Origin of the sequence: Trichocoleus sp. FACHB-6 (assembly GCF_014695815.1) — a bacterium.
Taxonomy (GTDB): domain Bacteria; phylum Cyanobacteriota; class Cyanobacteriia; order Cyanobacteriales; family FACHB-T130; genus Funiculus; species Funiculus sociatus.
Genome location: NZ_JACJOY010000014.1, coordinates 18,343 through 42,216, shown reverse-complemented (window position 1 = coordinate 42,216; position 23,874 = coordinate 18,343). Strand labels below are relative to the sequence as shown.

The window sequence follows — 23,874 nt, the reverse complement described above, 5'->3', positions numbered from 1 at the left end:
TGTGGGGTTGAAAAAGCCCAAGTGCGTTCTTCTCGTGCTCAACGCAATCACATTGGTTTGGCGATTCGAGCGTTTCTACGCCTGGAGATGCATTGGTTTAATACTGGCATTAGTTGGTATGAGTCCAAAGCCAGTATTGTTCGGGAGGCGGTGCGTTCCTACTTAGCGGCTCCTTGGCTGACTCTTGTACCAACTGCGTAACTCCTGACATACTGAAGAGGAAGAGTGTGAGCTTCGGGAGTTCATCGAAACTCTACTACCAGATGAACGGGTAGAGATTCTTCAGGCAACAGTAATTGATGTGGGTGTGATTCAAGGAAGAGGATGGGCAGTTGTTGAGCAAAATGCAGCCTGGGGAGCAGGTTTGTATGGTTGCGATCCCATTGAAGTTTTAGAAGTTCTGCGGTACGCTGTTGTTGCTGCATAACCTATAGTCAGGCTGCAAAGATCGCGGTATTTGTACGATGAGCAGTCAGGAAATCAGTGAATAAGTTAGGCAGCGGAGCGCAAGAAGATTCACTTTGAAAACCTTTATTTTCACGCTAATAGCCAGATTGTAAGCTTCAGCAACTCGCTGAATCATCAACAATTTCAGTGAGGAGATAGCTAAACAGCAAAACATCAGTCTCAATAGGCTGGTGCTGAGGTACATTTCACAAGGTATTCAAGCTGATACAGGGGAACCAGGTAGGTTAGCGGCAGATAGGATTCCTATAAGAGTGTTAGTAGTTATCTTATGATTAAGTCTGGCAATGGCATGGATATGTTTCTTCTCAAACCCAAGGTAAACGTAAGCCAAAAAACCAGAGATGTTGTTTAACTTCTGGCTTAACTTTTTGGAAACCATCGGGAGAGGAAATAATACTGCTGGGAGCAGAAATCGGTACAGTGTTACCGCTACAATCTACAACAATTTTAGGGGGCATCAGCAATATGCTAGGGGGTGGAACAGAGGGTTCCTTACTTACCCAAAGCACTGAACTTGTGTAATTTTCACAGACAAATACGATGGCATTACTGTTTGTGCCATAGGTGGTGTTCGCTTCAAATGCTAATCCCACATAGGTTTTAAGTTTAGGATTTTTAGGTATTGCTGTGTGCATAACTACAGAAGGGTGGGATGGGTATGGTGTTGTTAATTTCTCCTTAGGAATCTGACATGATTTTTTAGGTGAATCGGGTAACATAAATTGGTATCGATTCTTTCCTAGGGGAGTTCCTATAGCAATTATGTAGCTATAGTTTTTTGTATCTGATTCAGTTTCTAAACCTAGACTCTCAAAGCAATCTGTAAAATTTGCGGTTTCTAGATGGTAGGCTCGTTGCGCGTTGTTCAGCGAGCGAATATATTGTTTTCCTTCTGTCTCTTGACTTTGAATGTCATGTTCTACATAAATAAGCCAAGCAGGCGGTACTATACTGCACACAAATAATAGGAGAATCAAAAAACCAACCCGGCTGAAGCCTTGATTAGAAGCTTGGTTACGAAAATATTGGAAATACTTGACTTTTAGGTTAACTACCAGAAATAGCCTCCTTATTTGTTGTTGCGCTTCACCACTCGGTTAGTTTTGCGGCTGAAGCTCACGGTTCAGTCGCCTGCAATCTTTTAATGACTTGTCTTTGCTAAGTTTCACATGATTTTTCCTAAAGTTCAAGATCGTTCGACAAAAATAGCATTGAGCATACTGGTAGGGGTAGCAACTGATAGCTCAGCATCACGCCGTTCCCATTCTGAGAATTCTAAGAGCGTTTCATACTAAGCTGTATAGAGTGCGTTGTAATCCAGAGCCACATCCACTACTTCACCTGAGATGAAGCGGGCGCGATCGCTGGCTAGGAAGGTAGCTGTATCGGCAATATCCTGGGGGTTGAGTGCAGGCTGAAGCTTTAGCAGAGTATGATGAGTTGCTTGGGCGGTTGTAGTGCGATCGCTCATCGTCATAGCTTGAGTTCGCGCAAGGAAACCCAACCTATACTTCTGCTTTGCATATACGCCAATACGAGTTTTGCTGTTAGCGTTCCAAGGATGCGATCGCTTACGTCGATACCAAAGGGTATGGCTTGCTTTCAGTATGAAAAAAATAATTTTTTCCATCCCCTTGACAATAATGTATTACAATTGTAGTATATAGATTAAGGCAAACAAATCAAACCTGTTTAATACGCTTTGCCAACCAGCTTTTAAGGAGGTGTTTAAAATGGTTCACATTCGTTTTGAAGGTCGTTCCTACGACATCGCAGAAAATCAACTGGGTGTGACGGCTGGAATGAACGACAAAGCCGTTAAGGAACGCCTCGCACAGCATTTTGATGTTAGACGCGATCGCTTAGAAACATACGTTATTGAGCGTCGTCCCAGCGGCGATCTAATCATCCGTCCAGAAGCTGTATATGGCTAGATAAAAACTTTCACTCCGTGTCCTGATAGAAGAAGCATAGACTCTTTTCGTAACCATAACGGCCCTAAGGTAGCGATGTTCGGGCGACCGGCTAGCGAAGCATTCTAAGTCTCACGTTAGATGAAGCTTGCGCGTCCACTGCCAGGTGTAACCCTGGTAAGAACGGCAGATGTGAAATAGCTTTTTCGACTTGCATGGAGCAACTTTTTAAAACCTTTTCCCGCGCCCTAATTTGTAAAGCATACACACATTACCGCTACGACCGGGGAGGTAGTGGGTTCGATTCCCACCAGATGCTTTTAATGCATCTGTAGCTCAATGGATAGAGCGCCAAAGTGAAAACAGCTTTGCTAACTTGTGCGGGATTAAAAATTACAAATCTTGGGTATCGATGGCACGCGCCCCGACTTTTGAAGCATACAAACTGGTAACGTTCGGGAAACCGAATTGTAGGTTCGATTCCTACCCTCTCCGCCTTTTGGAGAGGTGTAAAAAAAGCTTCTTAGACTTGCGTGTAGCCTCTCATATTTCCCCACAAATGCAGAGAAAAATATCCACTTCGCACCCTAACTGAGAAAGCTTACATACTAACTCTGTGGTAGAGGGATCGACTCTTAATCGATAAGTCGGGTTCAACTCCCGAAGTAGCTTTCTGAACTTGTGCGAGGTGACAATTTTTTCAAAAACAGATTGCCAACTAAATAGTGTCTTTTATAGATACTCAGCTTTAAATTTTGTGTTCCGCGCTCTAACCTGAGAAGCATACACACATCCGCCTGATAAGCGGGAAATGTAGGTATGCGCTTACGCGCAGGCTACGCCAACGATTCCTACCGCTACCATTCTTTGGCAGTGTAGAGTAACGGTAACTCTCCAGTGAATAGCTTTTTAAACTTGTGCGGGACACTGATTATTTCTAATTGTCCGAATTTCCACTACGCGCCCTAATCGATAAAGCTTACATACTAGCCGAATTGGTACAGGCGCTTGACTGATAATCAAGATTATGCAGGTTCAACTCCTGCGTATGAACAAACAGCTTTATCAACTTGCGCGTAGTGTCAATATTTGATTTCTAACTATGAGGAGGAGTATAACAATGTCTGTAAAAACACTTGATATTTTAGAGCAGTTGAAATCATTAACGCTAATTGAGACTGCTGAACTGGTTACGCAAATTGAAAATACTTTTAGAGTAGATGCTTCTCCTCGCCAGTGGACAGTTATTACTGAGGAGAAAGAAGACAAGTCTGAAAACCTACCAGTACAAACTGAGTTTGATGTAGTTCTGGAGGAAGTTCCTGCTGATAAGAAGATTGCAATCCTCAAAGTTGTACGGACTTTGACTAATTTGGATCTGAAGTCAGCAAAAGATTTTGTTGATTCAGCGCCGAAAGTGGTGAAAGAAGCGATCGCTCTCGACGACGCCAACGACATCAAGCAACAGCTAGAAGCAGCAGGTGCGAAAGTATCTCTCAAGTAATGGCGGTTGTGAAATCCCAGACAGTCGGTGAAATAGAAAGTCTAATCGCAGCATTCGAGAATTGCACATTGCCACGAGACGAGTGGAATCATCATGCACACTTAACGGTTGCACTATGGTATCTCACTCGTTACTCGGAGGCAGAAGCGACGAATTGCATCCGCGATCGCATCCAGCACTACAACAAAGTGAGTGGCATCCAAACCAGCAACGACAGCGGCTATCACGAAACCATCACTCTATTTTGGATTCGGATAATCGGTAGATATCTGCCGATTGCAAGGCAAGATTTCTCCCTCCTAGATATTGCGAACGAGTGTATCAAAAATTATGGAGACAAGTCTTTTCCCTTGCAATACTACAGTCGCGATCGCTTAATGTCTTGGCAAGCTCGAATAAGCTGGATCGAACCCAATTTGAAACCTTTAGATTAGCAGGGATGACAGTCTCTTGCTTGGCAAATTATAATGGCAGTTGTCGCCGCGCCCCAACAGAAAAAGCTTACATACCCTTTTAAGGTAAAAAAACAGCTTTCTCGACTTGCGCGGCACCAAATTACTTGCGTGCGACATCTGCCTCCTTAACACTTCAAGATGCAATGGAGGTAGTTGCAATGAATACACTAGAACGCGACTTGCGTTTAGAAATGCTCAACAGTCTGCTGACTACACCACACCGGGAATTGGGTAAGGTAGCAGAAGTACATAAAATGATGGTCGAACTTGACCCCATCTTTTACGGACACTTGGCTGCATGGTATCAGCGCCAGGGTGATGTGCGCGACCACAAGGAAGTTTTTGTCGGTAATTTGCTTACCAGCAGCTTGAACGAACATCGGGGTGCGGGTTTCATGATGCTACAAGAGTTTCCGCCTTATCAGGTGGCGCGAATTTTAGACTTTATGAAGCAACATCAGCAAAAGTTACCACGTTCGGCGCGGACTGCGGTGCGGCGTTATTTGCAGGAACGAGAGAAGAATGCTGCATTCTTCGATCGCGCAGCGGTGCGGGGACGCAAGGCGATGAAGCATCTGTATGCAAGTTTGCACATCCGCCCTAGCGATCGCGCTAACGCCATACTATTTCTCGATGCACCGCCTGAAGATAGTCTTGCGTTTGCACTCAAGCAACTTGCTGCATCAGAAACACCAGAAGCACAAGCACAACTAATTGCAGAACACAAAATTCCCTATACTGTTGCCATTGGTGCAGTGAAGGAAGTAACGCCAGAAGTGCTAATCGCGTTGGTTAACGCCATGTCACCGCAAGAGGTAATTAACAACCTCAAGTCACTGCAAGCGCGGGGTGCGATGGAAAACTCTGAGGTGAAGGCGTTGATCGATACGAAACTAACCGAAGCTGCAACAAGCGATCGCGTCTCTGCATTCAAGGCAATGAAAGCAGCAGGTGTTGCGAATGTCGATGATGCAACTGTGGCGCAGCTAGAGCAAGTTGTCAACGAACAGGTAAAAAAGCGGGGTAAGATTACCAAGTCTACCGCCTTGTTTGTAGACAAAAGCAGTAGCATGACTGAGGCGCTGGAAGTCGGTAAGCAAATTGCTGCCTTAATTTCTGGCATCAGCGAAGGCAATTTGTTTGTATATGCCTTCGACACCAAAGCCGTTGAAGTAAAAGCACAAGGTAAGGCGCTATCAGATTGGGAGAAAGCTTTCCAAAAGTTGTTTCCGGATGGTTGCACTAGCATCGGCGCATCGCTGGAAAAGATGCGGCAAAATAAACAGTCGGCAGAACAAATCATCATCGTTACCGATGAAGGCGAAAACAACGCCCCTTACTTCAACACAGTATATCCTCGCTACTGCGAAGAATTGAAGGTTGTGCCGAATGTAATTATCGTCAAAGTCGGCAATCACAGCAACTATTTAGAAAGACAGTTGCAGCAATCTCAAGTACCGCTGGAAACATTCACCTTTGCAGGTGATTACTACTCACTACCAAATCTGGTGCCATTGCTGTCTCGCCCATCTCGCCTTGAGTTGCTGATGGAAATTCTGGAGACACCATTACCAGTGCGAGTTGATAACTAAATAGGCTCCATAATAGCGCGAAAACCTCACCTGTAAGAAAGGGGAAGAAAAAAGCCCCTTTCCTTACAGGAGAGGCGTTGGGGAGAGATCAACAAAACTATTAGTCACACAGGAATAAAACATGGTGGCAATAACTGCAAAAACCGTCCACGAACTGCGCGTGAAAACAGGTGCAGGCATGATGGACTGTAAAAGGGCACTGAATGAAACCAATGGCGATATGACCAAAGCGATCGCATGGTTGCGCCAAAAAAGTATGAGTCGCACATGCGGCGGAAGTCGTCGCATTTCGGCAGAAGGAATTATTGACAGCTACATTCATACTGGCGGTAAAGTTGGGGTGCTAGTAGAAGTGAACTGCGAAACTGATTTTGTAAGTCGCAGTGAAGTATTTCAAACCTTTGTTCGGAACATCGCCATGCAAATTGCGGCTTGTCCGAATGTGGAGTATGTAAAGGTAGCAGATATTCCGGCTGAAATTGTCGAGAAAGAAACACAAATCGAAATGGGGCGGGATGACTTAGCTAACAAACCAGCAAATATCAAAGAAAAAATTGTTCGGGGACGAATTGAAAAGCGCCTGAAAGAAATGTCTTTGATGGATCAGCCTTATATCCGCGACCAAAGTATCGTAGTGGAAGAACTGGTTAAGCAAAGCGTCGCCCAACTCGGCGAAAATATCCAAGTGCGTCGCTTTGTCCGCTTTGAGTTAAGTGAAGGCATTGAAAAGCCAGAAAGCAACTTTGCCGAAGAAGTCGCTGCACAAATGGTCGGCAGGGAATAAAATAAGCCCTAGCGAATAGAATTCGCGGCTACACAAACGAAGTCCGCCTTCGCGGACTCTCGGAAAATTGAGAATATTGAAACTGAAACCCGCGAAGGCGGGTTTAGCCTGTGTAGCTGCGGTTTCAACCGCCCAGGCAACTCGATTTGTCTTGCTGGAGAAGAAACCTAAATTGCGATCGCTCGGAATGGTGAATGGGGATTCAAAAAATGGAAATTGAGGGGCTGAAAGTTGTTAGGTGGACATAACTTACTTGGAAAGCGATCGCGCTTAGAGTTGTTGATGGAGATTCTGGAGACAACGCTGCCAGTAAGGGATGTGGGATAGAGGTACCTCAGTTGTCGTAAGGTGCGGTCTAACAATAACAAACTCGTTTGCTAGGCTATAGGTTGTTGTCTAGATCAATGGCTAGGCAACAACTTCATATTTTAATTACTGTCATTCAATGAGCAGAAGCAAGCCTGACCCCAGAAAAATAATTTCTGATAGTCCAAACCGTCGTCCCTACGGAGCAAAAGTTGGAATTGTCTTGGGTGAAACAGATGAGTCTGGCTTCGATGGAGAGGCTTCCCTGCTGCTTAACGATAAGGAGTCCATTGTCCGCATAGTGCCGTTAAACGAGGAAAAGGACGAGAGCCAGTTTAGGGGGAGGAGAAAAACTGCCAAAAAGCTGGATGTCTACGTAGAGGGATTTGCAACTGCGGGTGAAGCTGAACAGAAGGGTTTAAAGCTCTCACTAGCTCTTCTCTGGGCAGCGATTTCAAGGAAGCATCCACTCCTGCTGGATTATCACACTCCATTGCCTTGTATGGTCTTTGATCGAACCCAACAGGGCAGAGGCGGCTCGGGGTTCATGATGAGTGTAAGTTTCAGAGTAGTCATGAGCAGCAGTAGTATGGTGGAGCGTATTAACGAAATATTTTCGGCTGACCTTGAGGTTGACCGACAACTCTTGGTATCTATGGAGTTGTTTGCATCAGCAAGGTTGGAAACGACAGAGCGTTCCCGATTTGTTGGGCTTGTCTCTTCTCTCGAACCGCTAGCTAAACGCAATCGTTACCCCAACCGAGAACTTCAGGATTTAATTGGCAGTTTCGTCGAACAGTTAAGCAACACAGCCTCTATTCCTGACAATATTAGAGCGTCAGTCCAAGGTCGGATTCGGGAGCTAGAGCGCGAATCGATTTCTCAAGCCATCAAACGCCTTGTGAAGGAGCATCTTCCTGAAAATCCAGATGCTGTTTCTATGATTGACGAAGCTTATAACATTCGTAGCAAAATTTTACATGAGGGAGCATCTGATGCCGACTTAGATCGCAAAAGCCAGGAGATAGAAGACATCATTAGGCAAATCTATTCCCGTATTCTCAAGCACGATTTATTCGTTCCGCCTAACCAATAACTTTTCTTACCTATTTGATAACTATCTCACCAGAAAACCCTGGCGAATGTAATTCGCGGCTACACAAACGAAGTCCGCCTGCGCGGACTATCGGAAAACTGAAAATTTTGAAACCCGCTTTCGTCGGGTTTAGCCTGTGTAGCTGCGGTTTCAACCACCCAGACCAAAATAAATTATTTTGGAGTCAATTCCCAAGTAGAAATAGTTGATTTCTGTCGGTGGTGAATCGCCTGGTTTCGGATGTAATCAGCCACTTTATCGATAGCATCATGGCTCACAGTAAAAGCCCCGTAGCTGCCTTGCCATTTAAAGAATTCACCAGGTTTAATTTCGTGAGTAATTAGATGACAAGAACTACCTTTAACTTGTTTAACTAAATCAGCTACAGCCAGAGTAGAGGGAAAACCAGTTAAAAGATGGACATGATCTTCAATACCGCCAACAGCGATCGCCGTGCATCCGAGTTGTTCGCACTGCCTAATGATAGCTGCATAAATTACCTTCTGGATATCAGGTGTAATTAGAGGCAATCTATCCCAAGTAGCCCAAACACAATGGAGATACAACTGCGTGAAATTCGACCTCATCTCTTCTCAACCTAAATGGGCAAATTTTTCAATCACGATTATCGCACTTAGTCCGCGCAGGCGGACTTCGTTTGTGTAGCCGCGAATTCTATTCGCCAGGTATTCTTCGTATGTGTAGCCGCGAATTCCATTCGCCAGATATTTTTCAATTAAGAAAGGTAAGAATAATTATGACAAAAGCTCTCAATCATGTTGATGTTTGCTTTGTAATTGATACAACTGGCAGTATGGGTGGTTTCATCCAAGAAGCAAAACAACAATTGTTGGATACAATTCGCCTGTTGTCCGCTGATAGTGATATCGATTTGCAAGTCGGTTTAGTAGAATACCGCGATCACCCTCCACAAGATACGACTTTTGTAACTCGCGTCTATCCGCTGACGGCAAAGTTGCAGGAGATGCAGAAAAATATCAACAAACTAGAAGCAAACGGTGGTGGAGATCATCCGGAAGCCGTTTATGATGGCGTTCAGGATGCGGCTAACCAGATGAAGTGGAGACGCAACAGTTGTCGTTTCATCTTGCTGGTGGGTGATGCGCCGCCACATGGTTTCCATGCAGATCGAGATAGCAACGGCTTCACGCATACCGATCCGGCGCGATATCCTAATGGTCTAACGGTGCAGTCGGTGACGGCGGCGGCGGAAAATCAGCGGGTAACGGTTCATGCGCTGTGCATGGGAAGCGATCGCGCTACGTTGCAGTCGTTTACCGCGATCGCAACTGGCACGAGTGGACAATGTGCCTCTGTACGCGATGCTAAAGATGTTATCAGTCAGATGGTAGCTATGCTAACTAGCGAATTCCGTAACTTGGAATTTGACGGTAAAGTATTAGATACGGTACAGCGTCTTGGTTCTCTAGATATCAGCGCTACTGCTGAAACTCTCGCTTGTCCAAGACTGCAAGTTGCATCTGCGATCGCACGACTTGGAAAGCGTGGCTTTTTGGATGCATTAATTGTCTAGGTAATGCTTGCGTGCCCTAACCTTTAGAGCATACATACTGTGTACGAGAGGATAAGTATCCGTGGCTTCGACTCGATCTAAGCAGCGAACGTGGGAGGAAGGAGCGAAGAAGCTGGGAGGTAAGCGATTAAGTAGCTATCCTTTAAATAGTGTGTAATAACTAACCAGCGGAGTTCCTTTTCTGATTGCGATCGCTTTGCTCTCTTAACTTGCACGCAAGCAATCCTTAATATATATAATTAATGGCGAAACAACGACTTGACACCTTATTAGTAGAACTTGATTTATGCGCCTCCCGGCAGTTAGCACAACGGCTAATACGGGCTGGGGAAGTAATGGTAAATCAGCAAGTCATTGATAAGCCGGGAACTGAGGTAGAAACCGAGGCGCAAATTAAAATTAAAGAGCGATCGCGTTTTGTTTCTAGAGGCGGGGAAAAACTTGTCCATGCTTTAGAAGACTTTGGCATTTCCGTACAAGATCGGATTTGCTTAGATGGCGGCATTTCTACTGGCGGATTCACCGATTGTTTGCTGCAAGCTGGGGCAAAAAAAGTTTACGGGATTGATGTTGGTTACGGACAAGCTGACTGGAAATTACGCAACGATGCGCGGGTAGTGTTGAAAGAACGGACTAATCTGCGCTATCTCACCCCAGAGGAATTGTACGGTGATGAACAGCCAGCAGATTTAACAGTTGTGGATGTTTCGTTTATTTCGCTAACCAAAATTCTTGATGCTTTGTGGAAATTAACACAGCCTCCCAGAGAAGCGGTGTTGCTAGTGAAACCGCAGTTTGAAGTCGGGCGCGAACGTGTTGGTAAAAAAGGGGTAGTGCGAGATACTGACGATCAGGCAAATGCGATTTTTCAGGTATTGCAAACAGCCCAACAATTAGGATGGAATTACCGCGGCTTAATTTGGTCGCCAATAACTGGCCCGGCTGGGAATATCGAGTATTTGTTGTGGTTAGGAATGAACGCTACACCAGATATAGACTCCACCCCCGTTAATCCAGAGGGGGCTAAGCTGAGCTTAGAGGAGATTAAACAAATTACTCAAGCTGCTGCATCGCACTTTCGGAATAATTTAAAATCGTAAATTTTTCTGTCATCTTTGTTACTGTTTCTCTAGCTTCAGGTGAAATTAAGACAGAAGCATTCAGAGGGCGATCGCATGAGTACCGAAGAACAAGCACGGGGATTGATGGCACAGCACCGTCAACACAAAGAACACTTGCATGATTCGATGTTAAGTCGTGCGGAAGCGGCGGAACCCGAAAACGCCCACACCCAGGAACAGGCGCGAGAATTGATGGCGCAGTACCGTCAACATAAGGAACACTTGCACGATTCGATGTTAAGCCGTGCGGAAGCTGAAATTGGTGTTCCCCAGGAAACTACCGACCCTTCTCAGTAGCAACGCTTGTTTCTAAATTCTGATCAAACTAGCCTTTGCGTTGGCAGGCTTTGTTTTGCTTCGCGACATGAATCTATAGCCACAATCTTAGTCGTTTGGCATTCCCAGGTTTTGCTGTAATTCCTGGCGCAAGCGATAGAGAATTGTATTTGGTTCCACTTGGCTAAGAATCTCTTGAATCACAGTATTAGCTCCCAGTTGTCCCCAGGTGCAGCCTTGTTCTAGATAAGCCTGCGCCGCACGACCGACCGCGTAAGCTCCGTATCCGGCGATACCAGCTTGCGCGATCGCGGCGGAGCCATAAGCAGTAATATTAGTTGCATTCTCACCACTAGCGACAGCAGCAGCACTCTTCCCCAACCCAAAAACGATACTTGTACCGAGTTCACCCAGCAGCAAGCCACCAGAACTCAATAGAATTGTTTTCAGAAGCTTACCAGCCTCATATCCAGTCATGGGAAGACCGTACAACCTCGCTAGAGAGCGAATGAGAGCCAAATCCGCCACCGTTCCTCCTAAAACGTCCAAAATAGCAATCGGATTAAGGGCTACGGCGAGAGCCTTGTATCGGACGAAACTCCAAATCAGCTTTTCTGCATCAGCGTCAAGCGCTGCTACAGTTTTTTCGGCAATATTCGCCTCAGCAACTCTTGCTTGAACTAAAGCATTGAGAGCTAAAAGCGATCGCCCTTCCCGATTTAAAATATTCAAAATCTTCTGCTTCAACTCGTCTACTTGTGGCGGCGGCGTTTCCCATTCATAAGTTACACGACTATCAGGCCATTCAACGCGCACTGAAAGCGGTGCAGGTTCCGCCGCCACCATCACAATTTCATCTTCTTCTAGAGGCCTGGTTAATTGCGTCTCCAAGCTACCAGCACCCAGTTGTTGCAAATTGCGATAAATTGTTTTTCGGTCTATCTCAGGATATAAATCAATCTTGTTAAACACCAAAATTAACGGTTTCTGAGTTTGGCGCAATTCGCAAAGCGCCTGATATTCAGTTCGCGTGATGTCACCAGAAACTACAAACAAAATTAAGTCAGCTTGACGCGCTACACCCCGCGCCATTTCTGCGCGTGCTTGTCCCTGAATTTCATCCAATCCAGGCGTATCAATTAACTCCACCTGCACTTTACTATTAGTGGTAGGTGTCCACCGCACCGACCGAGGCCACTGAGTCACGCCATTGAGGGGGCCTGTTTGTAAAATCTTTTGTCCCATCAAGGCGTTTAAAACTGCCGACTTACCGCGACTAACTAAACCAAAAGCAGCAATGTGAATAACGCTAGAGTCTAGCTTTTCTAAACTATTCGTCAAAACTTCTAGCTCAGTTTGTAAAGCGGCTGTCGGAGAATGGGGTTTTACCCGTGTTTTGGAAGAATACCAGGATAGCGCTTGTCGTAAACTAGCACGAGCGCGGTTGATGTGAGTTTCTTGCAGGTTGGTACGTGCTGGCTTTGTCTGACGCTCAGCAGCTGCATTAGTTTGGGACGATTGAGGATTCAAGGCTACATAGAACCAGAGGCTACAGATCCATTTTCGTTTAATTACAGTTCGGATGCGATCGCTCTTGATTGGGAAAGTATACAATCAAGGTCGCATTTCTACAGATCAAGTGCAAGTAGCGATCGTACTATTAACATAGCGGTAAAATATCTAAACATAAAACAGGCATGAAACAACTAACTAGAATAACGCTTAATCCCGAAGTAATGGGGGGAAAACCTTGCATTCGGGGTTTGCGGGTGACAGTTGGTACGGTAATCGGATTGATGGCATCTGGTTATTCTACTGAGGATATTTTGAAGGCATATCCCTATCTGGAAGCGGAAGACTTGCGTGAGGCTTTGGCTTATGCTGCGTGGCATGTTGAAGAAACGGAATTGCCTCTAGTTTCAGCAGGTTACTTACTCCACTCCACAAAAGTAGGTTGTACCTTTGTACCCTTCGCCGTTACCCCACTAAATGAGGCGGAAACACCGGGGGGAACAGTTGCCGGTTGAGCCAAGATAAAGCCATTATCTATTAGATTGCCTTTGCGATCGCGTACTTCATAATTGACTTTGATATTTTGCACTGTATTGCCAGTTTGATTAGTAATTCGTCCCTCTAGCAAATTACCATCATATTTCACACTACTAATAGGCATTCTGGCAGCTTCTGCATCAACTGCACTTAGTTTTGGTGGATTAATTGAAGGGGTATTTTGTTTGCACAAATCCCCTAAATTCACAGTTCGGCCATCAGCAGTTTGCATATAGCAAGCTAATGAATCAGTCGGTGATTGTCCAGCCAACCGAGATGCAGTGAAAAAAGAAAGTAATAACAATGATAGAATTGTTGTTACGCGCCCAAGTTTTAGCATAATATTTTTTACGTATTATTCATATCTTGCACTATTTTAAATAATCTGGAGGCCGAGCCTCCCAAACCTCGTTACCAGGCTCAGCCTAGTAACGAGAATTAGCCTGCAAAGGCAGGCTTTGTTTAGCCGCGACTTTAGCCGTCGGACACTTTTTCTTAAGGTATTGCCAGTCTCCGATTAACACGGCGACGAGTTCTGAGAGTATCATCTATTCTGGCTTTCTGTGCCGCTGCACTAGCTGTCAAACCTAAATCTTGCATAATTCTCCAAGCAACAACTTCACCAGTTGCACAGCCACCTTCCATGTAACCTTGCGCCGCCAAAGAGCAATGTTCGCCAGCAAAAAATAGATTGCCTACACGCTCTCTTTCTGCACCAGCAATTGTACTATATTGCCCGACTAACCAACAGGAATAAGAACCGCGATTAAAACGTTCTCCAGGCCAATAGGCTCGAATTGCTTCGCTTTGTCGCTTAGCAGTAATTCCGGGAAAAATTCGCTCTAATTGCGGTAATAATATTTGAGCTTGAGTTTCCGGAGTTCCACTCCCTAAAGCTGCACCGTTGCGTCCGCCTGTATAGTTAGTTATGAAACCGCTAGTACCAGGGGCGTAACGAGTTGCTTCCCAGCTTGATTGAAATCCTAAATCTGTAAATACGGCTGCGGTTGAATTATAGCGAACGCGCCAGATTCTTTCCTGGTAGGCTGTGATTAATTTAGAATTAGTGCCATAGCCTAATTGAGCGATCGCTAACTTTTTCGCAGGCGGTAAATCAACAGCTAGGGGAATTTGTCGCAGGACACTAAAAGGCAACGTTAATAAAACTCGTTCATAAATGCGCTCCAAAGCGCTTGCTCCCGATCGTAAACTTACTTGGTAGCGACCATCAGGAAGGGTGCGAATTGCATCTAAGGCTGTCCCTAATTGGATAAAAGGTGATAATCTCGCCGCGAGTCTTTGGGGGACTTGTTCGTTACCTCCGACGACATGAAAACGTTCATCACTGAACCCGTAGACGCTAAAATCTTTTGGCAAAGGCTCATAAAAGAAAAACAATAAATTCAAACAAGATTGTTCTTCTGGTTCTCTCCCATATTCTGTGGTGTAAGCTAACCGAATCATTTGCCGCAAAATTGGGCTAATTGGTGCAGAGTCTAAATATTGAGCGATTGAGGTACGGTCTAAATTAAGCCCCACCTGATTGTATGATTTGTAGGTGACTCCATCGCCAATTGCTGCTAAATCCTGAGATATTTTCTGCGCCAAAGGTACGAAAAAATTAGCAACATCGGTGAGAGTATATTTTGTTCCTTGAAAATACCAAGTTTCTTCTACTAACCCGCGATCGCTAGGTTTCAGGTTAATCGCGGTTAAGCCGAGTTCGCTGACAAGACGGCGCATGAAAGTATGACCGGAGTCAATAAATTCTCCGCCGAGTTCTACGGTGGTAGCGGTTCCGGAGGCGTTGGATAAACTCCGCATTCGTCCGCCGATGCGGTTGTTCGCCTCGACGATATCGACAGGAACGCCAGCTTGAGACAAGCGGTAGCCAGCGATTAAACCTGCAATTCCTGCACCTACAATTAACACTTTAGAACCACTAGCTACTGCAACGGAATCGCGATCGCGTCCCAATGCTGCTGTACCCAGTGCTGAAGCTGCTGCTAAACCTCCATAAAGCAGGCGGCGGCGAGATATTTTTTCGGCGAACATATCGCGGACTTCAGCGGTGGGAATTCCACTGTTGAGGGAAGTTTGAGCGATTTTGTAAGCCCGATGCAGGGTTTCCAGCAGAATAGACCTAGCCATTTTTTGTCAAGTGTGGCAAAGTGCTTTAACAATATATCCTCAGGAAGATGTATTGTCATGTGCAAGAGACGAAGTGAGGAAGTTCTCGATGGGAATCTCAAAGCGATCGCTTTTAAGGTACGCCCCCTTTAGTGGTTATTCGCTTTCCTTAAGTTTGCTGTTAGTTGGAATGCTTACATCAACTGGGGTAGCCCAAACTACTCCCTCCGAGTCAGCCCCTTTTAACGGACTTGGGATATTAGCCGACGAATCGATCCCCCAGGGGGACAGCAACGAAGCAAGAATTTCCGAAGATGTGAGTTTCAGTCCCCGTTTTGGAGTTGGTTACAGCACATCGGGTGCTGGCTTTGATGCGTTTACCAGCTTCGAGGGTTTTGTTCCATTGCTGCAAAATGCGGGAAGCAACCTAACATTTTTGGAAGGACGGTTGCTTTGGTCAACAAATAATTCTACACTCGGCGGCAATGTATTATTGGGACACCGATTTTACAGCTCGTCTGATAATAGAATCTTTGGCGGTTACGTTTCCTACGACAACCGCAACACCGGGAATGCTGTTTTTAACCAAATCGGTACGGGTTTTGAAAGTTTAGGTGAAAACTGGGATTTCCGAATTAACGCCTATATTCCTGTTGGCGATACCCGTCAAGTAGTGGAAGAAAATGTTTCTGATACGGGTTTGTCGGTTTCTGCGCCTTTTTTTACCGGAAATTTTTTAAGCTTTGTAGGGGAGACTTCGCGCCAAATTAACCGCCGTTTGGAAGCAGCAATGGCGGGATTTGATTTTGAGGCGGGGGCAAAAATAGCGAGTCTGGGCGATTCTGGTGACATCAGAGGATATGCTGGGCTGTATTATTACGATGCGAATGGTAGCGATGAAATTCTCGGCTGGCGCACCCGCTTAGAAGTACGTCCAACTGATAGTTTAAGGTTGGGTTTGTCGGTTCAAGATGACGCAACTTTTGGCACTAATGTTGTGTTGAGTGTAGCGGCAAATTTTCCCGGAAGTCGCCCCAGAGGTAGCAGAAATCAAACATTAGCAAGAATGGGGGAGTCGGTAGCGCGTCAAGTTAATATTGTTGTTGATGAACAATTTGAGTCTGAGACGATACGCGATCGCTTCACAGTTTTGGCAACTAATCCCAACACTAATGAGCCATATTTCTTCCAGCACGTTAACTTAGATGCACAAGTAGGAAATGGCACTTTTGAGCTTCCATTTGGTACGCTACAAGATGCGCTGAATGTAGTTAAGTCTGACAATATTATTTATGTGCAACCTGGTAAAAATTTAACTGAAATTCCCGCCTTCACTCTCCCAAATAATGTAGCGGTATTGTCAACTGCCCCTGTGCAAAATATTAATGGTGTAGTATTACCGCTTTCTGGTGCTGGGGTACAGCCTATAGTTACAGGAGGTGTGACTTTAGGGAATAATAACACCATTTCTGGGTTTGCGATCGCAAACCCCAACGGCGCTGGCATCACTGGAAATAACATCAGCAATCCGACGATTCGAGAGAATGCGATCGCTAACACAGCAACTGACGGCATCCGATTAGATAATCCTACTGGCAAAGTTACTATTTCCAACAACAACTTTTCTAATATTGATGGTAATGGCATTAGTATCAACACTGCCAATACTCAATCCGAGTTAGTCATAGATTCAAATATCATTACCCGCGACATTAGCGGTTTTGGTTTCACAGGAATTAAGATTGTAGCTGGTGATGATACCGTAACCACAGCTACCATTTCTAATAATCAAATTTCCGAAAGTATGTTTAGAGGTATTCAAATAGATGCTTTAGGCAATTCTCAAACTCTCCTGTTAGTCGAGTCTAATACTATTAGCGGGAGTCAATTTAACGGAATTACCATCAACGCCGATGAAAACGCCCAAATTTCCACAAGTGTCCGATTAAATACCCTGACAAACAATAATATTGTAGGCGCTTTTGGAGGCGGCGAATTTGACGCGCAAACTTATAGTAACTCTTCGGTTTGCTTGCAACTTGATAATAATAAAAGCACACCGAGTACCAACGGTGAGGATTATAATTTAGCCAATAACAATGTTGGCGGTTCTACATTCCAAGTTGAGGATACACTGGCAACAAATACTGGCACTGTTACTGAGAATCCTGCACCATTAGACTTCCCCAAAGTACCGCGTGGAACTTGTGGCTTTCCGTAGGATTAAGAATGAAACGTGGTTTGCAACTTTCCCAAAATAATACCGTAAGCGCGGGGGCAACGAGCTATCTAATGCTACAACTAGCGTTTGATCCCTTCAACCCCCTTAAAAAGGGGGGCTTTCTAAGAATCAGCACATCGGTGAATCAAGGTAATAATTAAAGCCCGCTTGTGCGGGCTTTAATTGTGTAGCTGCATTCAGTCTGTCGGCGTTTTCTAACTTCCCGCGATCGCGCCTTGCTGTGACTCCGGCAAAATCCGCCCTACCGCTTGTTTCACGAAAGACTGCAAGAAAGCCGTACGTTGATTTTGCTGGAAAACTCTTTGCAGGGTCTCTTTTAATTGGTCAATATTAAAAGGATGCCCCTCAGCGGTTATACTGGCTTCCTGCGCTTGGAAGTATTCAATCAAGCACATCCCTGCCAACCGAGTTAGATAGGCGGCGCTGACGCCCTGAACTGCACCTCCAGCGACAAAAGTAATAGCATTTCCTTTGAGAATACCGCCGATGGTTTGAGTAGAAAGTTCTACCAAACCAAGTTTAAGCATTAAGCTACCCATTGTTCCCGCCACTGTCTGCGCTTGCTGAAGGGAGAATTTCTGCTGATACATAGCGCCCAAATCTATCACCATTTGGGCATTAATCGCAGCAGTTGCCAACAAGTCTAGGGCTGGTACGGGGTTTGCAAAAGCTGTAGCAGCTGCTATCCACTGGAATTGTTCAATTAGGGGTAAGGCGCGATCGCGTCTTACCTCATTTAAGGCTGTTTTCGCCTCTGCTTTCAACGCACCAGCTGTCCGGAAGGTAGTTGTCCACACCAACTGTTGACTTTCTTGGGCTAAAATCTCACTCAAGCGACCAGTCAGCACACTCATGTCTGGGGCTGGAGTTTCCATCCATTCTTGCACCGAACCATCAGAGGAATGCTGACGCACTTTTATCGGACTAGGAGAAGCAGCGATCGCTACTACATCTTCTGCCATCATCATTGATAGCATCCGTTGCCGCAACTGTTGCAACACAGTAGCGCCCTCTTCTGGCAAATATTGGTCTTGCTTGTTAAAAACCAAGACCGGGCGATGATTTGCTCTCACCAGCTGCTTTAATATTTGATACTCTGGGTCTGTCAAATCGCCATTTGTGACAAATAGCACTAAATCTGACCTCTCCTCCAATCCCTCCCCTAACAGCGGAGGGGAATCTGACACCTTCCCTTTAAGGGAAGAAGGCTGAATCGTTAGATCAGTCGCAGTAAATAAAGCTGGTGTCTCCTGCAAATCCAGTTTTTGCTGCTGTTGAGGAACCCAGTTTGACTTTAAAACTTGAATTAAGGTAGTTTTCCCTACCGCCTTCCCGCCAGTAACAGCCAGGTGTATCTCTTGGCGATCTATTTCGGCTAGGAGTTGCCCAACTTGTTCTCGGAGTTTAGCATTGGTAACGCGACCTTCTGCTTCTGTCTCTAATTGAGTAATAACAGCTTGTGCTTGCGCGATCGCACTTTCCACCGTTTCCCTGTCTATCTTACCCATCTCTGGCAGCTTAGTTTCTTTAGCTGTCCTTCCGAACCACCAGAAACCAGTACCGACTGCTAAAGCGCCCAAAATCCCCAACTCACCGAGATGTAATACCGAATGATGCAGACTCTGCAACATCCACAGCGATAATGATAAGCCTACTCCCCCCACCAAAACGGGTCGCCGCAAGTTGACAGCCATAAACAGTTAAATGTAATTCTGAATACTTGTTTACCAGCATAAAACAAAACCCTGCAACCGTTTCCGATTACAGGGTTTGTTTTACTAGTAAGTGGCGGGAAGTGGATTTGAACCACTGACCTTCGGGTTATGAGCCCGACGAGCTACCAGGCTGCTCTATCCCGCGTTGCCGCGTTCACTTATTTAATATAACACTAAATTCACGAATGTGACAACTAAAGCAAAGATAATTCTCCAACTACCTCTAAACGCTTGAATTTGCCCAGGCTCATAAAGTGTTCAGATAGAGTTTCCGCCACGGTGGGAGTAATCCAGCCCATCTGCTTGAGTAAGTGAATGGCAACGGCATATTTAGCTCGTCCGGCACCATCCATCACCTTAATTGCCAGCCCCATGCCAACGCCTTCTCTACCAATGCACTCAATCCCTTCAGCACCGCCTTTGCTGACGATTTCCCCTTCGGTTAAGCGCATCAGTTCTGTATCAAATTCCCCTTCTCCTGCCACCAGAGTCGGGTGATGAGTCATAGCGCGGACGATGCGCTCCATATCCAAATTGTTACCAGAGGCAAGCTGAGCAAACAAGGTAGCCATTTGCCCCAGTTGCATGAAGTAGGTAGGAGCGCCACAATCATCGTGGGCGCTAATAAACTCTGCCGCAGGCATTCGCAGCAACTCGGCAACTTTGCCTAAAATTAGCTGCTGAACTGGGTGATTGCGCTGCAAATAGGTATTCAAAGGCCAATTTCTTGCCTGACAAACCGCGAGCATCCCCGCGTGTTTCCCGGAACAATTGTATTCCAGAGGACTCTTCTTGCCTGGTGGAATTGGACACTGGAGTGCCGAAGGATCGACATCGCTGCGCCAAAGGATATTAAACGCTTGCCTTACCTGCTGGGTACTCCCCTTGTGAGAACTACAGATAATCGCTAAGTCTCGATCCGTCAGGTTGTAGCGTTCCAGGGTACCAGTGGTGGTGACTGCTAGTGCCTGAAATGGCTTGAGTGCGGAACGGACAAAAGCGGCTGTTTCTGCGCTACCCGCAACCGATAGTACGCGCCCCCGGTTGTCGCATACAACTGCTTGGGCGCGGTGTGTTGATTCGATAATGCCTTCGCGCAGCAACCGGACTTCCAGTTCTGCGGCTTGAGTTCTTTTTCCCCTTGTCATGGGTAAGACTTTAACATTTTTTGTCGATTGTCAGTAGTCATTTGTTCATTGTCAGTAGTGATTTGTTAGTTGGGGTTGGAACTGGGAAAGTTGTTAGAACCTCCTGCAACGTTTCAACTTGACAAATCTTCCCTGAGCAATGAGTAATTACAAAAAGTTCCAGATTATGCCACCAGCAACGAAAAATAAGGCGAGGATGCCAAATGTTCGCTGCAAGCGCTGGAAAATCGGCTGGATTTGGTAGGTGACAATGAAGCGATCGCGTGCCAAAATCTCTTCGGGCTTCGTCCAGCATTGACCGTCATACCAGCCTGATTCCTCATAAAATACTGTAGAACTCGAAAGGCGCGATCGCACGTAAGACCAGCCTAAATATAGTCGCAACAGTGCGAATACCACTCCCACGGAAGCGATTGCCCCACCACAGAGGATAAACTTGCCCAGATACTTTCCCGGCGCAAAACTAGCCGCCGACAGCGGTGCTGCTATCATCCACGATATCCCCCAAAGCACCGCCAGCTTTTTGAGATAATCTCCCAAATCTTGCGTCACCCAGCAAAATAACCAGGAATCCTTCAACTCCTGGTACTCATTAATAGGCTGCTGTTCAGTTGGAACCGGGCAAACAGTAACTGTCGATTCCATCATGGTCTTATTCTCCCACTGGCTGGGATGCTGTAAACTCTATTCGTTCAGCGTGTCCCCAAAATGCTTCCAGATTATAAAACTCGCGCTCTTGAGGAAGCAAGATATGAACAATTACATCGCCGTAGTCCATGACTATCCAGCTGCCCTCTGCTTTTCCTTCCACACGCAGTGGTAGCCGTTGCCACTGTGTTTCCAGCTTTTCTTCAATAGACTGCGCGATCGCCCTTACTTGTACCCTAGAGAATCCGGTAGCGATCGCAAAGTAATCTGCTAGATAGGATACCTCTGCCACATTTAGCAATACAATATCAGACGCTTTGCGGTCATCCGCTGCTGTGGCAACTGTCATTGCCAGTTCTTGAGAAGCGTTCTGTTTTTCTGCATTTACGGGACGCACGGGCAAACCATTCGTCCCTGTTCGGCTAGAGAGTAATGTTTCCTCTGTGCTGGGCGTTGTCGAATGTACCTTAAACTGTTCTGACATTAAATCCTTATTTCCTTGTTCAAAAACACCTATAAATTCGTCAACAATTGATTTAACTTACAGCGACCCTGACCAAATCCCCAATTATGAATTCTAAATTTCAAATTATGATTTTTGGGCTTCCCGCCTCAAGTTTCTCTAGCTGCCAACTTTTTTACTTTTCATCATTTCTTCTGCTGATTGCTGCTTTTTGCTAGCCATTTGCAATGCCCAATTCCGGGTACGGATCGTGCGCGGATGAATTAAGCAACGGGTATCGAGTAGATATTTCAGAGAATAATCGCAAACCAGCCAAACAGCTTTGTAGAGATTTTCCCAGGCAGCTTGTCTCAAAGCTTCTAACTCACGTGTATCGCCTCTACCTGGTTCTAGGCTATCAGCTAAAAATACGATACAACTCAAGTTACTCATGCCTGGTCTGCCCAAGGTGTGATCCTGAATTGCCTGCAAAATTTCTTCATCAAATATTCCAAATTTGTCTCTAGCTACAATTGCACTGACATCTGCGTGCAGCAAATGCGGATTCTCTTCGTCCACAGGGTCTATGTCCAGTCCTTCTTCCTGTGCCATTTGCAACAGTACAGAAGGCTTAAAATATTTAGCCAGGTCGTGCATCAAGCCGCTGGTTGCCGCTTTTTCGACATCAAGGTGATAATGCAGTGCTAGAGATGCAGCCATCTGCTCAACGCCCAGAATGTGTTTTATCCGAGGGGCAGGGACATTATCTGCTAACCAGGCTAAGACGCGATCGCGCTTAATTGCCACAAATTCCATAAAATAAACGGTAGATGCGTTGAACGACTACTCTGGCGAGAGCAAGAGCGGGTGCTTTTTCCCCAGCAGTTAGTAGAGCGTGACCAACGCCTTAGAAGTTCGCTTGCTGTGAGCATCGCACATAAATCCAAAAGCAACCGCCGCATTGCTCCCATTCTAGATCAATGCAACGAAACCTCGCCAAACAGCTTCTCATACCTGTCCAGAGCTGTATTGAAAGCATAATTTTCGATAGCGTACTCTCTGCCTTGCTTACCCAGCGCTTCAGCTTTGTCCGGATTTTTATACAAATCTAAAATTGCTGCCACTAGAGCGTTGCTATCTTCCGGGGGTACGACAATACCACCTTTGCTCTGCTGCACTGCTTTAGCTGCCGTACCAGTAGAGGGAACAGAAGCTATTATCGGACGACCACTGGCTAATAACACCTGGATTTTAGAAGGCATATTGAAGGAGATCACGTTTTCTTTTTGCATCACCATTCCAATATCAGCCGCCGCCAGCATTTGCGGTAGTTCTTTGCGGGGTTGAAATGGTAGTAGCAAAACGTTAGTAGCATCTATTTTTTGACGGTACAGCTCCAAATCTTGCAACGCTTTTTCCTCTCCCACAATTACAACAGCAATTTCTGGAATATGCTTGAGGCGAGCGGCTGCATCGATAAGGGCTGTCAAAGGTTGGGTGCGACCAATATTACCGGAGTAGAGAACAACAAATTTACCGTTAAGCTGATGAGCCTTACGGAAGGGACTTTCTTCTTTTGGTAAGGGTTGGATAAAGTTAACATCAACCCAGTTGGGAATCAGCACAATTTTGTTTTCTTGGACACCTTTACCCACCAAATTGTCAACAAACCCTTCACTAATGACACTAATTTTAGTTGCACTCCAATAGGCAAATTTTTCCAGCCCTTCAAAGATGCGAATCATGCGTTTGTTTGTGAGCAGACCTGTATGGACGGCTGCTTCCGGCAAAATATCCTGAAGATTTAATATCACTGGACAACGGTGCAACCATCCCAGCATCGCCGCCGGAACAGCAACTGGCAGGGGCGGCACAGTTAAAAGAATCACATCCGGGCGTAGACCTTTAAGAGCATGAACTAAGCTGATGAGGACAAAGCTGGCATCCAACATAATTCGATCTAACAAACCCGGATTAGGACGAATCCAGACATAATTACGCTGAACTGCCACACCCTTTTTCTTTTCGGTCATGTACAATTTGCCCTTATATTCATCGTATATGCGCCGTTGTGGATAGTTGGGCATGGCGGTGACAACACGCACTTCATGACCTTGTTGTACTAAACCTTCTGCTAGTTCGGTCATTAAAGGGGCAATGCCTATGGGTTCGGGATGGTAGTTATAGGAATAAATCAAAATCCGCATTTTTCTAGGTTCAACCAAATTTTGAGCGGAAAGCTTCTACCTAGTTTAATCGCGGCTAGTCCTATGTGGCAGCGATCGCGTATCCTGCTTGTAGTTGATTTCGCTCATAATCCGTAGCTAAGTGAAGTGTGTAGTTACTACAGACACACTCTTAACTGTAAATTGTTCCATATTTAATTTGCCTACCAAAAGCAGCTAAGAGCCTAGCTAAGACTGGATTTTT

At 45.6% G+C, this 23,874-nt stretch carries 23 protein-coding genes, 2 tRNA genes and 2 pseudogenes; 15 read left to right on the top strand and 12 right to left on the bottom strand.

Annotation, left to right across the window (positions count from 1 at the left end; translation table 11 throughout):
* A pseudogene (locus H6F66_RS02625) lies at positions 1 to 201 on the top strand (IS701 family transposase); the annotation flags it as partial.
* Positions 202 to 244: 43 nt separating this feature from the next.
* Positions 245 to 427, top strand: coding sequence for an ATP-grasp domain-containing protein (locus tag H6F66_RS28195; protein WP_190417939.1), 183 nt, complete (start codon positions 245 to 247; stop codon positions 425 to 427).
* A 346-nt stretch (positions 428 to 773) separates the two neighbouring features.
* On the opposite strand, the gene H6F66_RS02615 is transcribed toward H6F66_RS28195, so the two are convergent.
* Both H6F66_RS02615 and H6F66_RS02610 read right to left on the bottom strand, forming a co-directional pair.
* On the bottom strand, positions 774 to 1,427 hold the full coding sequence (locus H6F66_RS02615; RefSeq protein ID WP_190447376.1) for a type IV pilin-like G/H family protein: 654 nt from the start codon (positions 1,425 to 1,427) through the stop codon (positions 774 to 776).
* Positions 1,428 to 1,759: 332 nt separating this feature from the next.
* Complete coding sequence (locus H6F66_RS02610; protein ID WP_190417925.1) at positions 1,760 to 2,098, bottom strand: SDR family oxidoreductase; 339 nt, start codon at positions 2,096 to 2,098, stop codon at positions 1,760 to 1,762.
* A gap of 103 nt (positions 2,099 to 2,201) precedes the next feature.
* Here H6F66_RS02610 and H6F66_RS02605 point away from each other — a divergent pair, with 103 nt between their 5' ends.
* From H6F66_RS02605 to H6F66_RS02570, 8 genes are all read left to right on the top strand, one after another.
* Positions 2,202 to 2,402: a hypothetical protein gene (locus tag H6F66_RS02605; RefSeq protein WP_190417924.1), complete on the top strand. Its 201-nt coding sequence runs from the start codon at positions 2,202 to 2,204 to the stop codon at positions 2,400 to 2,402.
* Positions 2,403 to 3,361: 959 nt separating this feature from the next.
* A tRNA-Ile gene (locus tag H6F66_RS02600) sits at positions 3,362 to 3,432 on the top strand.
* Between the two features lie 69 nt (positions 3,433 to 3,501).
* Positions 3,502 to 3,885: a 50S ribosomal protein L7/L12 gene (gene rplL, locus H6F66_RS02595; RefSeq protein ID WP_190417922.1), complete on the top strand. Its 384-nt coding sequence runs from the start codon at positions 3,502 to 3,504 to the stop codon at positions 3,883 to 3,885.
* Positions 3,885 to 4,319: a hypothetical protein gene (locus H6F66_RS02590; RefSeq protein ID WP_190417920.1), complete on the top strand. Its 435-nt coding sequence runs from the start codon at positions 3,885 to 3,887 to the stop codon at positions 4,317 to 4,319. The genes rplL and H6F66_RS02590 overlap by 1 nt, the downstream gene beginning before the upstream one ends.
* A 179-nt stretch (positions 4,320 to 4,498) precedes the next feature.
* Positions 4,499 to 5,932 (top strand): hypothetical protein, encoded by a 1,434-nt coding sequence (locus H6F66_RS02585; RefSeq protein ID WP_190417919.1) that lies wholly within the window; start codon positions 4,499 to 4,501, stop codon positions 5,930 to 5,932.
* A gap of 121 nt (positions 5,933 to 6,053) precedes the next feature.
* On the top strand, positions 6,054 to 6,716 hold the full coding sequence (gene tsf / locus H6F66_RS02580) for a translation elongation factor Ts (protein ID WP_190417917.1): 663 nt from the start codon (positions 6,054 to 6,056) through the stop codon (positions 6,714 to 6,716).
* 76 nt (positions 6,717 to 6,792) lie between these two features.
* On the top strand, positions 6,793 to 6,936 hold the full coding sequence (locus H6F66_RS02575; RefSeq protein WP_190417914.1) for a hypothetical protein: 144 nt from the start codon (positions 6,793 to 6,795) through the stop codon (positions 6,934 to 6,936).
* A 225-nt stretch (positions 6,937 to 7,161) separates the two neighbouring features.
* Positions 7,162 to 8,118 carry a HEPN domain-containing protein gene (locus tag H6F66_RS02570; RefSeq protein WP_190417913.1) on the top strand — a complete coding sequence of 319 codons (957 nt, stop codon included), beginning with the start codon at positions 7,162 to 7,164 and terminating at the stop codon, positions 8,116 to 8,118.
* A gap of 173 nt (positions 8,119 to 8,291) precedes the next feature.
* On the opposite strand, the gene tnpA is transcribed toward H6F66_RS02570, so the two are convergent.
* Positions 8,292 to 8,705: an IS200/IS605 family transposase gene (gene tnpA / locus H6F66_RS02565; protein WP_190417911.1), complete on the bottom strand. Its 414-nt coding sequence runs from the start codon at positions 8,703 to 8,705 to the stop codon at positions 8,292 to 8,294.
* Positions 8,706 to 8,875: 170 nt separating this feature from the next.
* On the opposite strand from tnpA, the gene H6F66_RS02560 reads away from it, so the two are divergent.
* The 3 genes from H6F66_RS02560 to H6F66_RS02550 all read left to right on the top strand — a co-directional run bounded on the left by H6F66_RS02560 (position 8,876) and on the right by H6F66_RS02550 (position 11,091).
* Complete coding sequence (locus H6F66_RS02560; protein ID WP_190417909.1) at positions 8,876 to 9,673, top strand: vWA domain-containing protein; 798 nt, start codon at positions 8,876 to 8,878, stop codon at positions 9,671 to 9,673.
* Positions 9,674 to 9,915: 242 nt separating this feature from the next.
* Positions 9,916 to 10,773 (top strand): TlyA family RNA methyltransferase, encoded by an 858-nt coding sequence (locus H6F66_RS02555; protein WP_190417906.1) that lies wholly within the window; start codon positions 9,916 to 9,918, stop codon positions 10,771 to 10,773.
* A 39-nt stretch (positions 10,774 to 10,812) separates the two neighbouring features.
* A complete protein-coding gene (locus H6F66_RS02550; RefSeq protein WP_242018989.1) occupies positions 10,813 to 11,091 on the top strand; it encodes a hypothetical protein in 279 nt (92 codons plus the stop codon).
* Between the two features lie 87 nt (positions 11,092 to 11,178).
* Here H6F66_RS02550 and H6F66_RS02545 read toward each other — a convergent pair whose 3' ends face one another.
* A complete protein-coding gene (locus H6F66_RS02545; RefSeq protein WP_199294818.1) occupies positions 11,179 to 12,534 on the bottom strand; it encodes a GTP-binding protein in 1,356 nt (451 codons plus the stop codon).
* Positions 12,535 to 12,767: 233 nt separating this feature from the next.
* On the opposite strand from H6F66_RS02545, the pseudogene H6F66_RS02540 reads away from it, so the two are divergent.
* Positions 12,768 to 12,995 (top strand): annotated as a pseudogene (locus H6F66_RS02540) (DUF433 domain-containing protein); the annotation flags it as partial.
* A 619-nt stretch (positions 12,996 to 13,614) separates the two neighbouring features.
* On the opposite strand, the gene H6F66_RS02535 reads toward H6F66_RS02540, so the two are convergent.
* Positions 13,615 to 15,270 carry an NAD(P)/FAD-dependent oxidoreductase gene (locus H6F66_RS02535; protein WP_190417903.1) on the bottom strand — a complete coding sequence of 552 codons (1,656 nt, stop codon included), beginning with the start codon at positions 15,268 to 15,270 and terminating at the stop codon, positions 13,615 to 13,617.
* An 88-nt stretch (positions 15,271 to 15,358) separates the two neighbouring features.
* Between H6F66_RS02535 and H6F66_RS02530 the strand changes: the two genes are divergently transcribed.
* Positions 15,359 to 17,470, top strand: a complete 2,112-nt coding sequence (locus H6F66_RS02530) for a right-handed parallel beta-helix repeat-containing protein (RefSeq protein WP_190417901.1) — start codon at positions 15,359 to 15,361, stop codon at positions 17,468 to 17,470.
* Between the two features lie 215 nt (positions 17,471 to 17,685).
* Here the strand turns inward: H6F66_RS02530 and H6F66_RS02525 are convergent, their stop codons facing one another.
* From H6F66_RS02525 to H6F66_RS02495, 7 genes are all read right to left on the bottom strand, one after another.
* Positions 17,686 to 19,185, bottom strand: a complete 1,500-nt coding sequence (locus H6F66_RS02525; RefSeq protein ID WP_190417899.1) for a DUF697 domain-containing protein — start codon at positions 19,183 to 19,185, stop codon at positions 17,686 to 17,688.
* A 92-nt stretch (positions 19,186 to 19,277) separates the two neighbouring features.
* Positions 19,278 to 19,351: transfer RNA gene (locus H6F66_RS02520), tRNA-Met, on the bottom strand.
* Positions 19,352 to 19,400: 49 nt separating this feature from the next.
* Positions 19,401 to 20,354, bottom strand: coding sequence for an asparaginase (locus tag H6F66_RS02515; RefSeq protein WP_190417897.1), 954 nt, complete (start codon positions 20,352 to 20,354; stop codon positions 19,401 to 19,403).
* A gap of 147 nt (positions 20,355 to 20,501) precedes the next feature.
* Positions 20,502 to 21,002: a CGLD27 family protein gene (locus tag H6F66_RS02510; RefSeq protein ID WP_190417895.1), complete on the bottom strand. Its 501-nt coding sequence runs from the start codon at positions 21,000 to 21,002 to the stop codon at positions 20,502 to 20,504.
* Positions 21,003 to 21,006: 4 nt separating this feature from the next.
* Positions 21,007 to 21,486 carry a ribosome silencing factor gene (gene rsfS, locus H6F66_RS02505; protein ID WP_190417893.1) on the bottom strand — a complete coding sequence of 160 codons (480 nt, stop codon included), beginning with the start codon at positions 21,484 to 21,486 and terminating at the stop codon, positions 21,007 to 21,009.
* Between the two features lie 138 nt (positions 21,487 to 21,624).
* Positions 21,625 to 22,260 carry a bis(5'-nucleosyl)-tetraphosphatase (symmetrical) YqeK gene (gene yqeK, locus H6F66_RS02500; protein WP_190417891.1) on the bottom strand — a complete coding sequence of 212 codons (636 nt, stop codon included), beginning with the start codon at positions 22,258 to 22,260 and terminating at the stop codon, positions 21,625 to 21,627.
* 161 nt (positions 22,261 to 22,421) lie between these two features.
* Positions 22,422 to 23,651: a glycosyltransferase family 4 protein gene (locus tag H6F66_RS02495; RefSeq protein ID WP_190417890.1), complete on the bottom strand. Its 1,230-nt coding sequence runs from the start codon at positions 23,649 to 23,651 to the stop codon at positions 22,422 to 22,424.
* Positions 23,652 to 23,874 lie beyond the last annotated feature (223 nt).

Excerpts from the sequence above, each read along its gene's own strand:
- H6F66_RS02610 (WP_190417925.1), bottom strand. The coding sequence starts at position 2,098 with ATGGAAAAAATTATTTTTTTCATACTGAAAGCAAGCCATACCCTTTGG.
- H6F66_RS02605 (WP_190417924.1), top strand. The coding sequence starts at position 2,202 with ATGGTTCACATTCGTTTTGAAGGTCGTTCCTACGACATCGCAGAAAAT.
- rplL (WP_190417922.1), top strand. The coding sequence starts at position 3,502 with ATGTCTGTAAAAACACTTGATATTTTAGAGCAGTTGAAATCATTAACG.
- H6F66_RS02590 (WP_190417920.1), top strand. The coding sequence starts at position 3,885 with ATGGCGGTTGTGAAATCCCAGACAGTCGGTGAAATAGAAAGTCTAATC.
- H6F66_RS02585 (WP_190417919.1), top strand. The coding sequence starts at position 4,499 with ATGAATACACTAGAACGCGACTTGCGTTTAGAAATGCTCAACAGTCTG.
- tsf (WP_190417917.1), top strand. The coding sequence starts at position 6,054 with ATGGTGGCAATAACTGCAAAAACCGTCCACGAACTGCGCGTGAAAACA.
- H6F66_RS02570 (WP_190417913.1), top strand. The coding sequence starts at position 7,162 with ATGAGCAGAAGCAAGCCTGACCCCAGAAAAATAATTTCTGATAGTCCA.
- tnpA (WP_190417911.1), bottom strand. The coding sequence starts at position 8,705 with ATGAGGTCGAATTTCACGCAGTTGTATCTCCATTGTGTTTGGGCTACT.
- H6F66_RS02560 (WP_190417909.1), top strand. The coding sequence starts at position 8,876 with ATGACAAAAGCTCTCAATCATGTTGATGTTTGCTTTGTAATTGATACA.
- H6F66_RS02555 (WP_190417906.1), top strand. The coding sequence starts at position 9,916 with ATGGCGAAACAACGACTTGACACCTTATTAGTAGAACTTGATTTATGC.
- H6F66_RS02535 (WP_190417903.1), bottom strand. The coding sequence starts at position 15,270 with ATGGCTAGGTCTATTCTGCTGGAAACCCTGCATCGGGCTTACAAAATC.
- H6F66_RS02530 (WP_190417901.1), top strand. The coding sequence starts at position 15,359 with ATGGGAATCTCAAAGCGATCGCTTTTAAGGTACGCCCCCTTTAGTGGT.
- H6F66_RS02525 (WP_190417899.1), bottom strand. The coding sequence starts at position 19,185 with ATGGCTGTCAACTTGCGGCGACCCGTTTTGGTGGGGGGAGTAGGCTTA.
- H6F66_RS02515 (WP_190417897.1), bottom strand. The coding sequence starts at position 20,354 with ATGACAAGGGGAAAAAGAACTCAAGCCGCAGAACTGGAAGTCCGGTTG.
- H6F66_RS02510 (WP_190417895.1), bottom strand. The coding sequence starts at position 21,002 with ATGATGGAATCGACAGTTACTGTTTGCCCGGTTCCAACTGAACAGCAG.
- rsfS (WP_190417893.1), bottom strand. The coding sequence starts at position 21,486 with ATGTCAGAACAGTTTAAGGTACATTCGACAACGCCCAGCACAGAGGAA.
- yqeK (WP_190417891.1), bottom strand. The coding sequence starts at position 22,260 with ATGGAATTTGTGGCAATTAAGCGCGATCGCGTCTTAGCCTGGTTAGCA.
- H6F66_RS02495 (WP_190417890.1), bottom strand. The coding sequence starts at position 23,651 with ATGCGGATTTTGATTTATTCCTATAACTACCATCCCGAACCCATAGGC.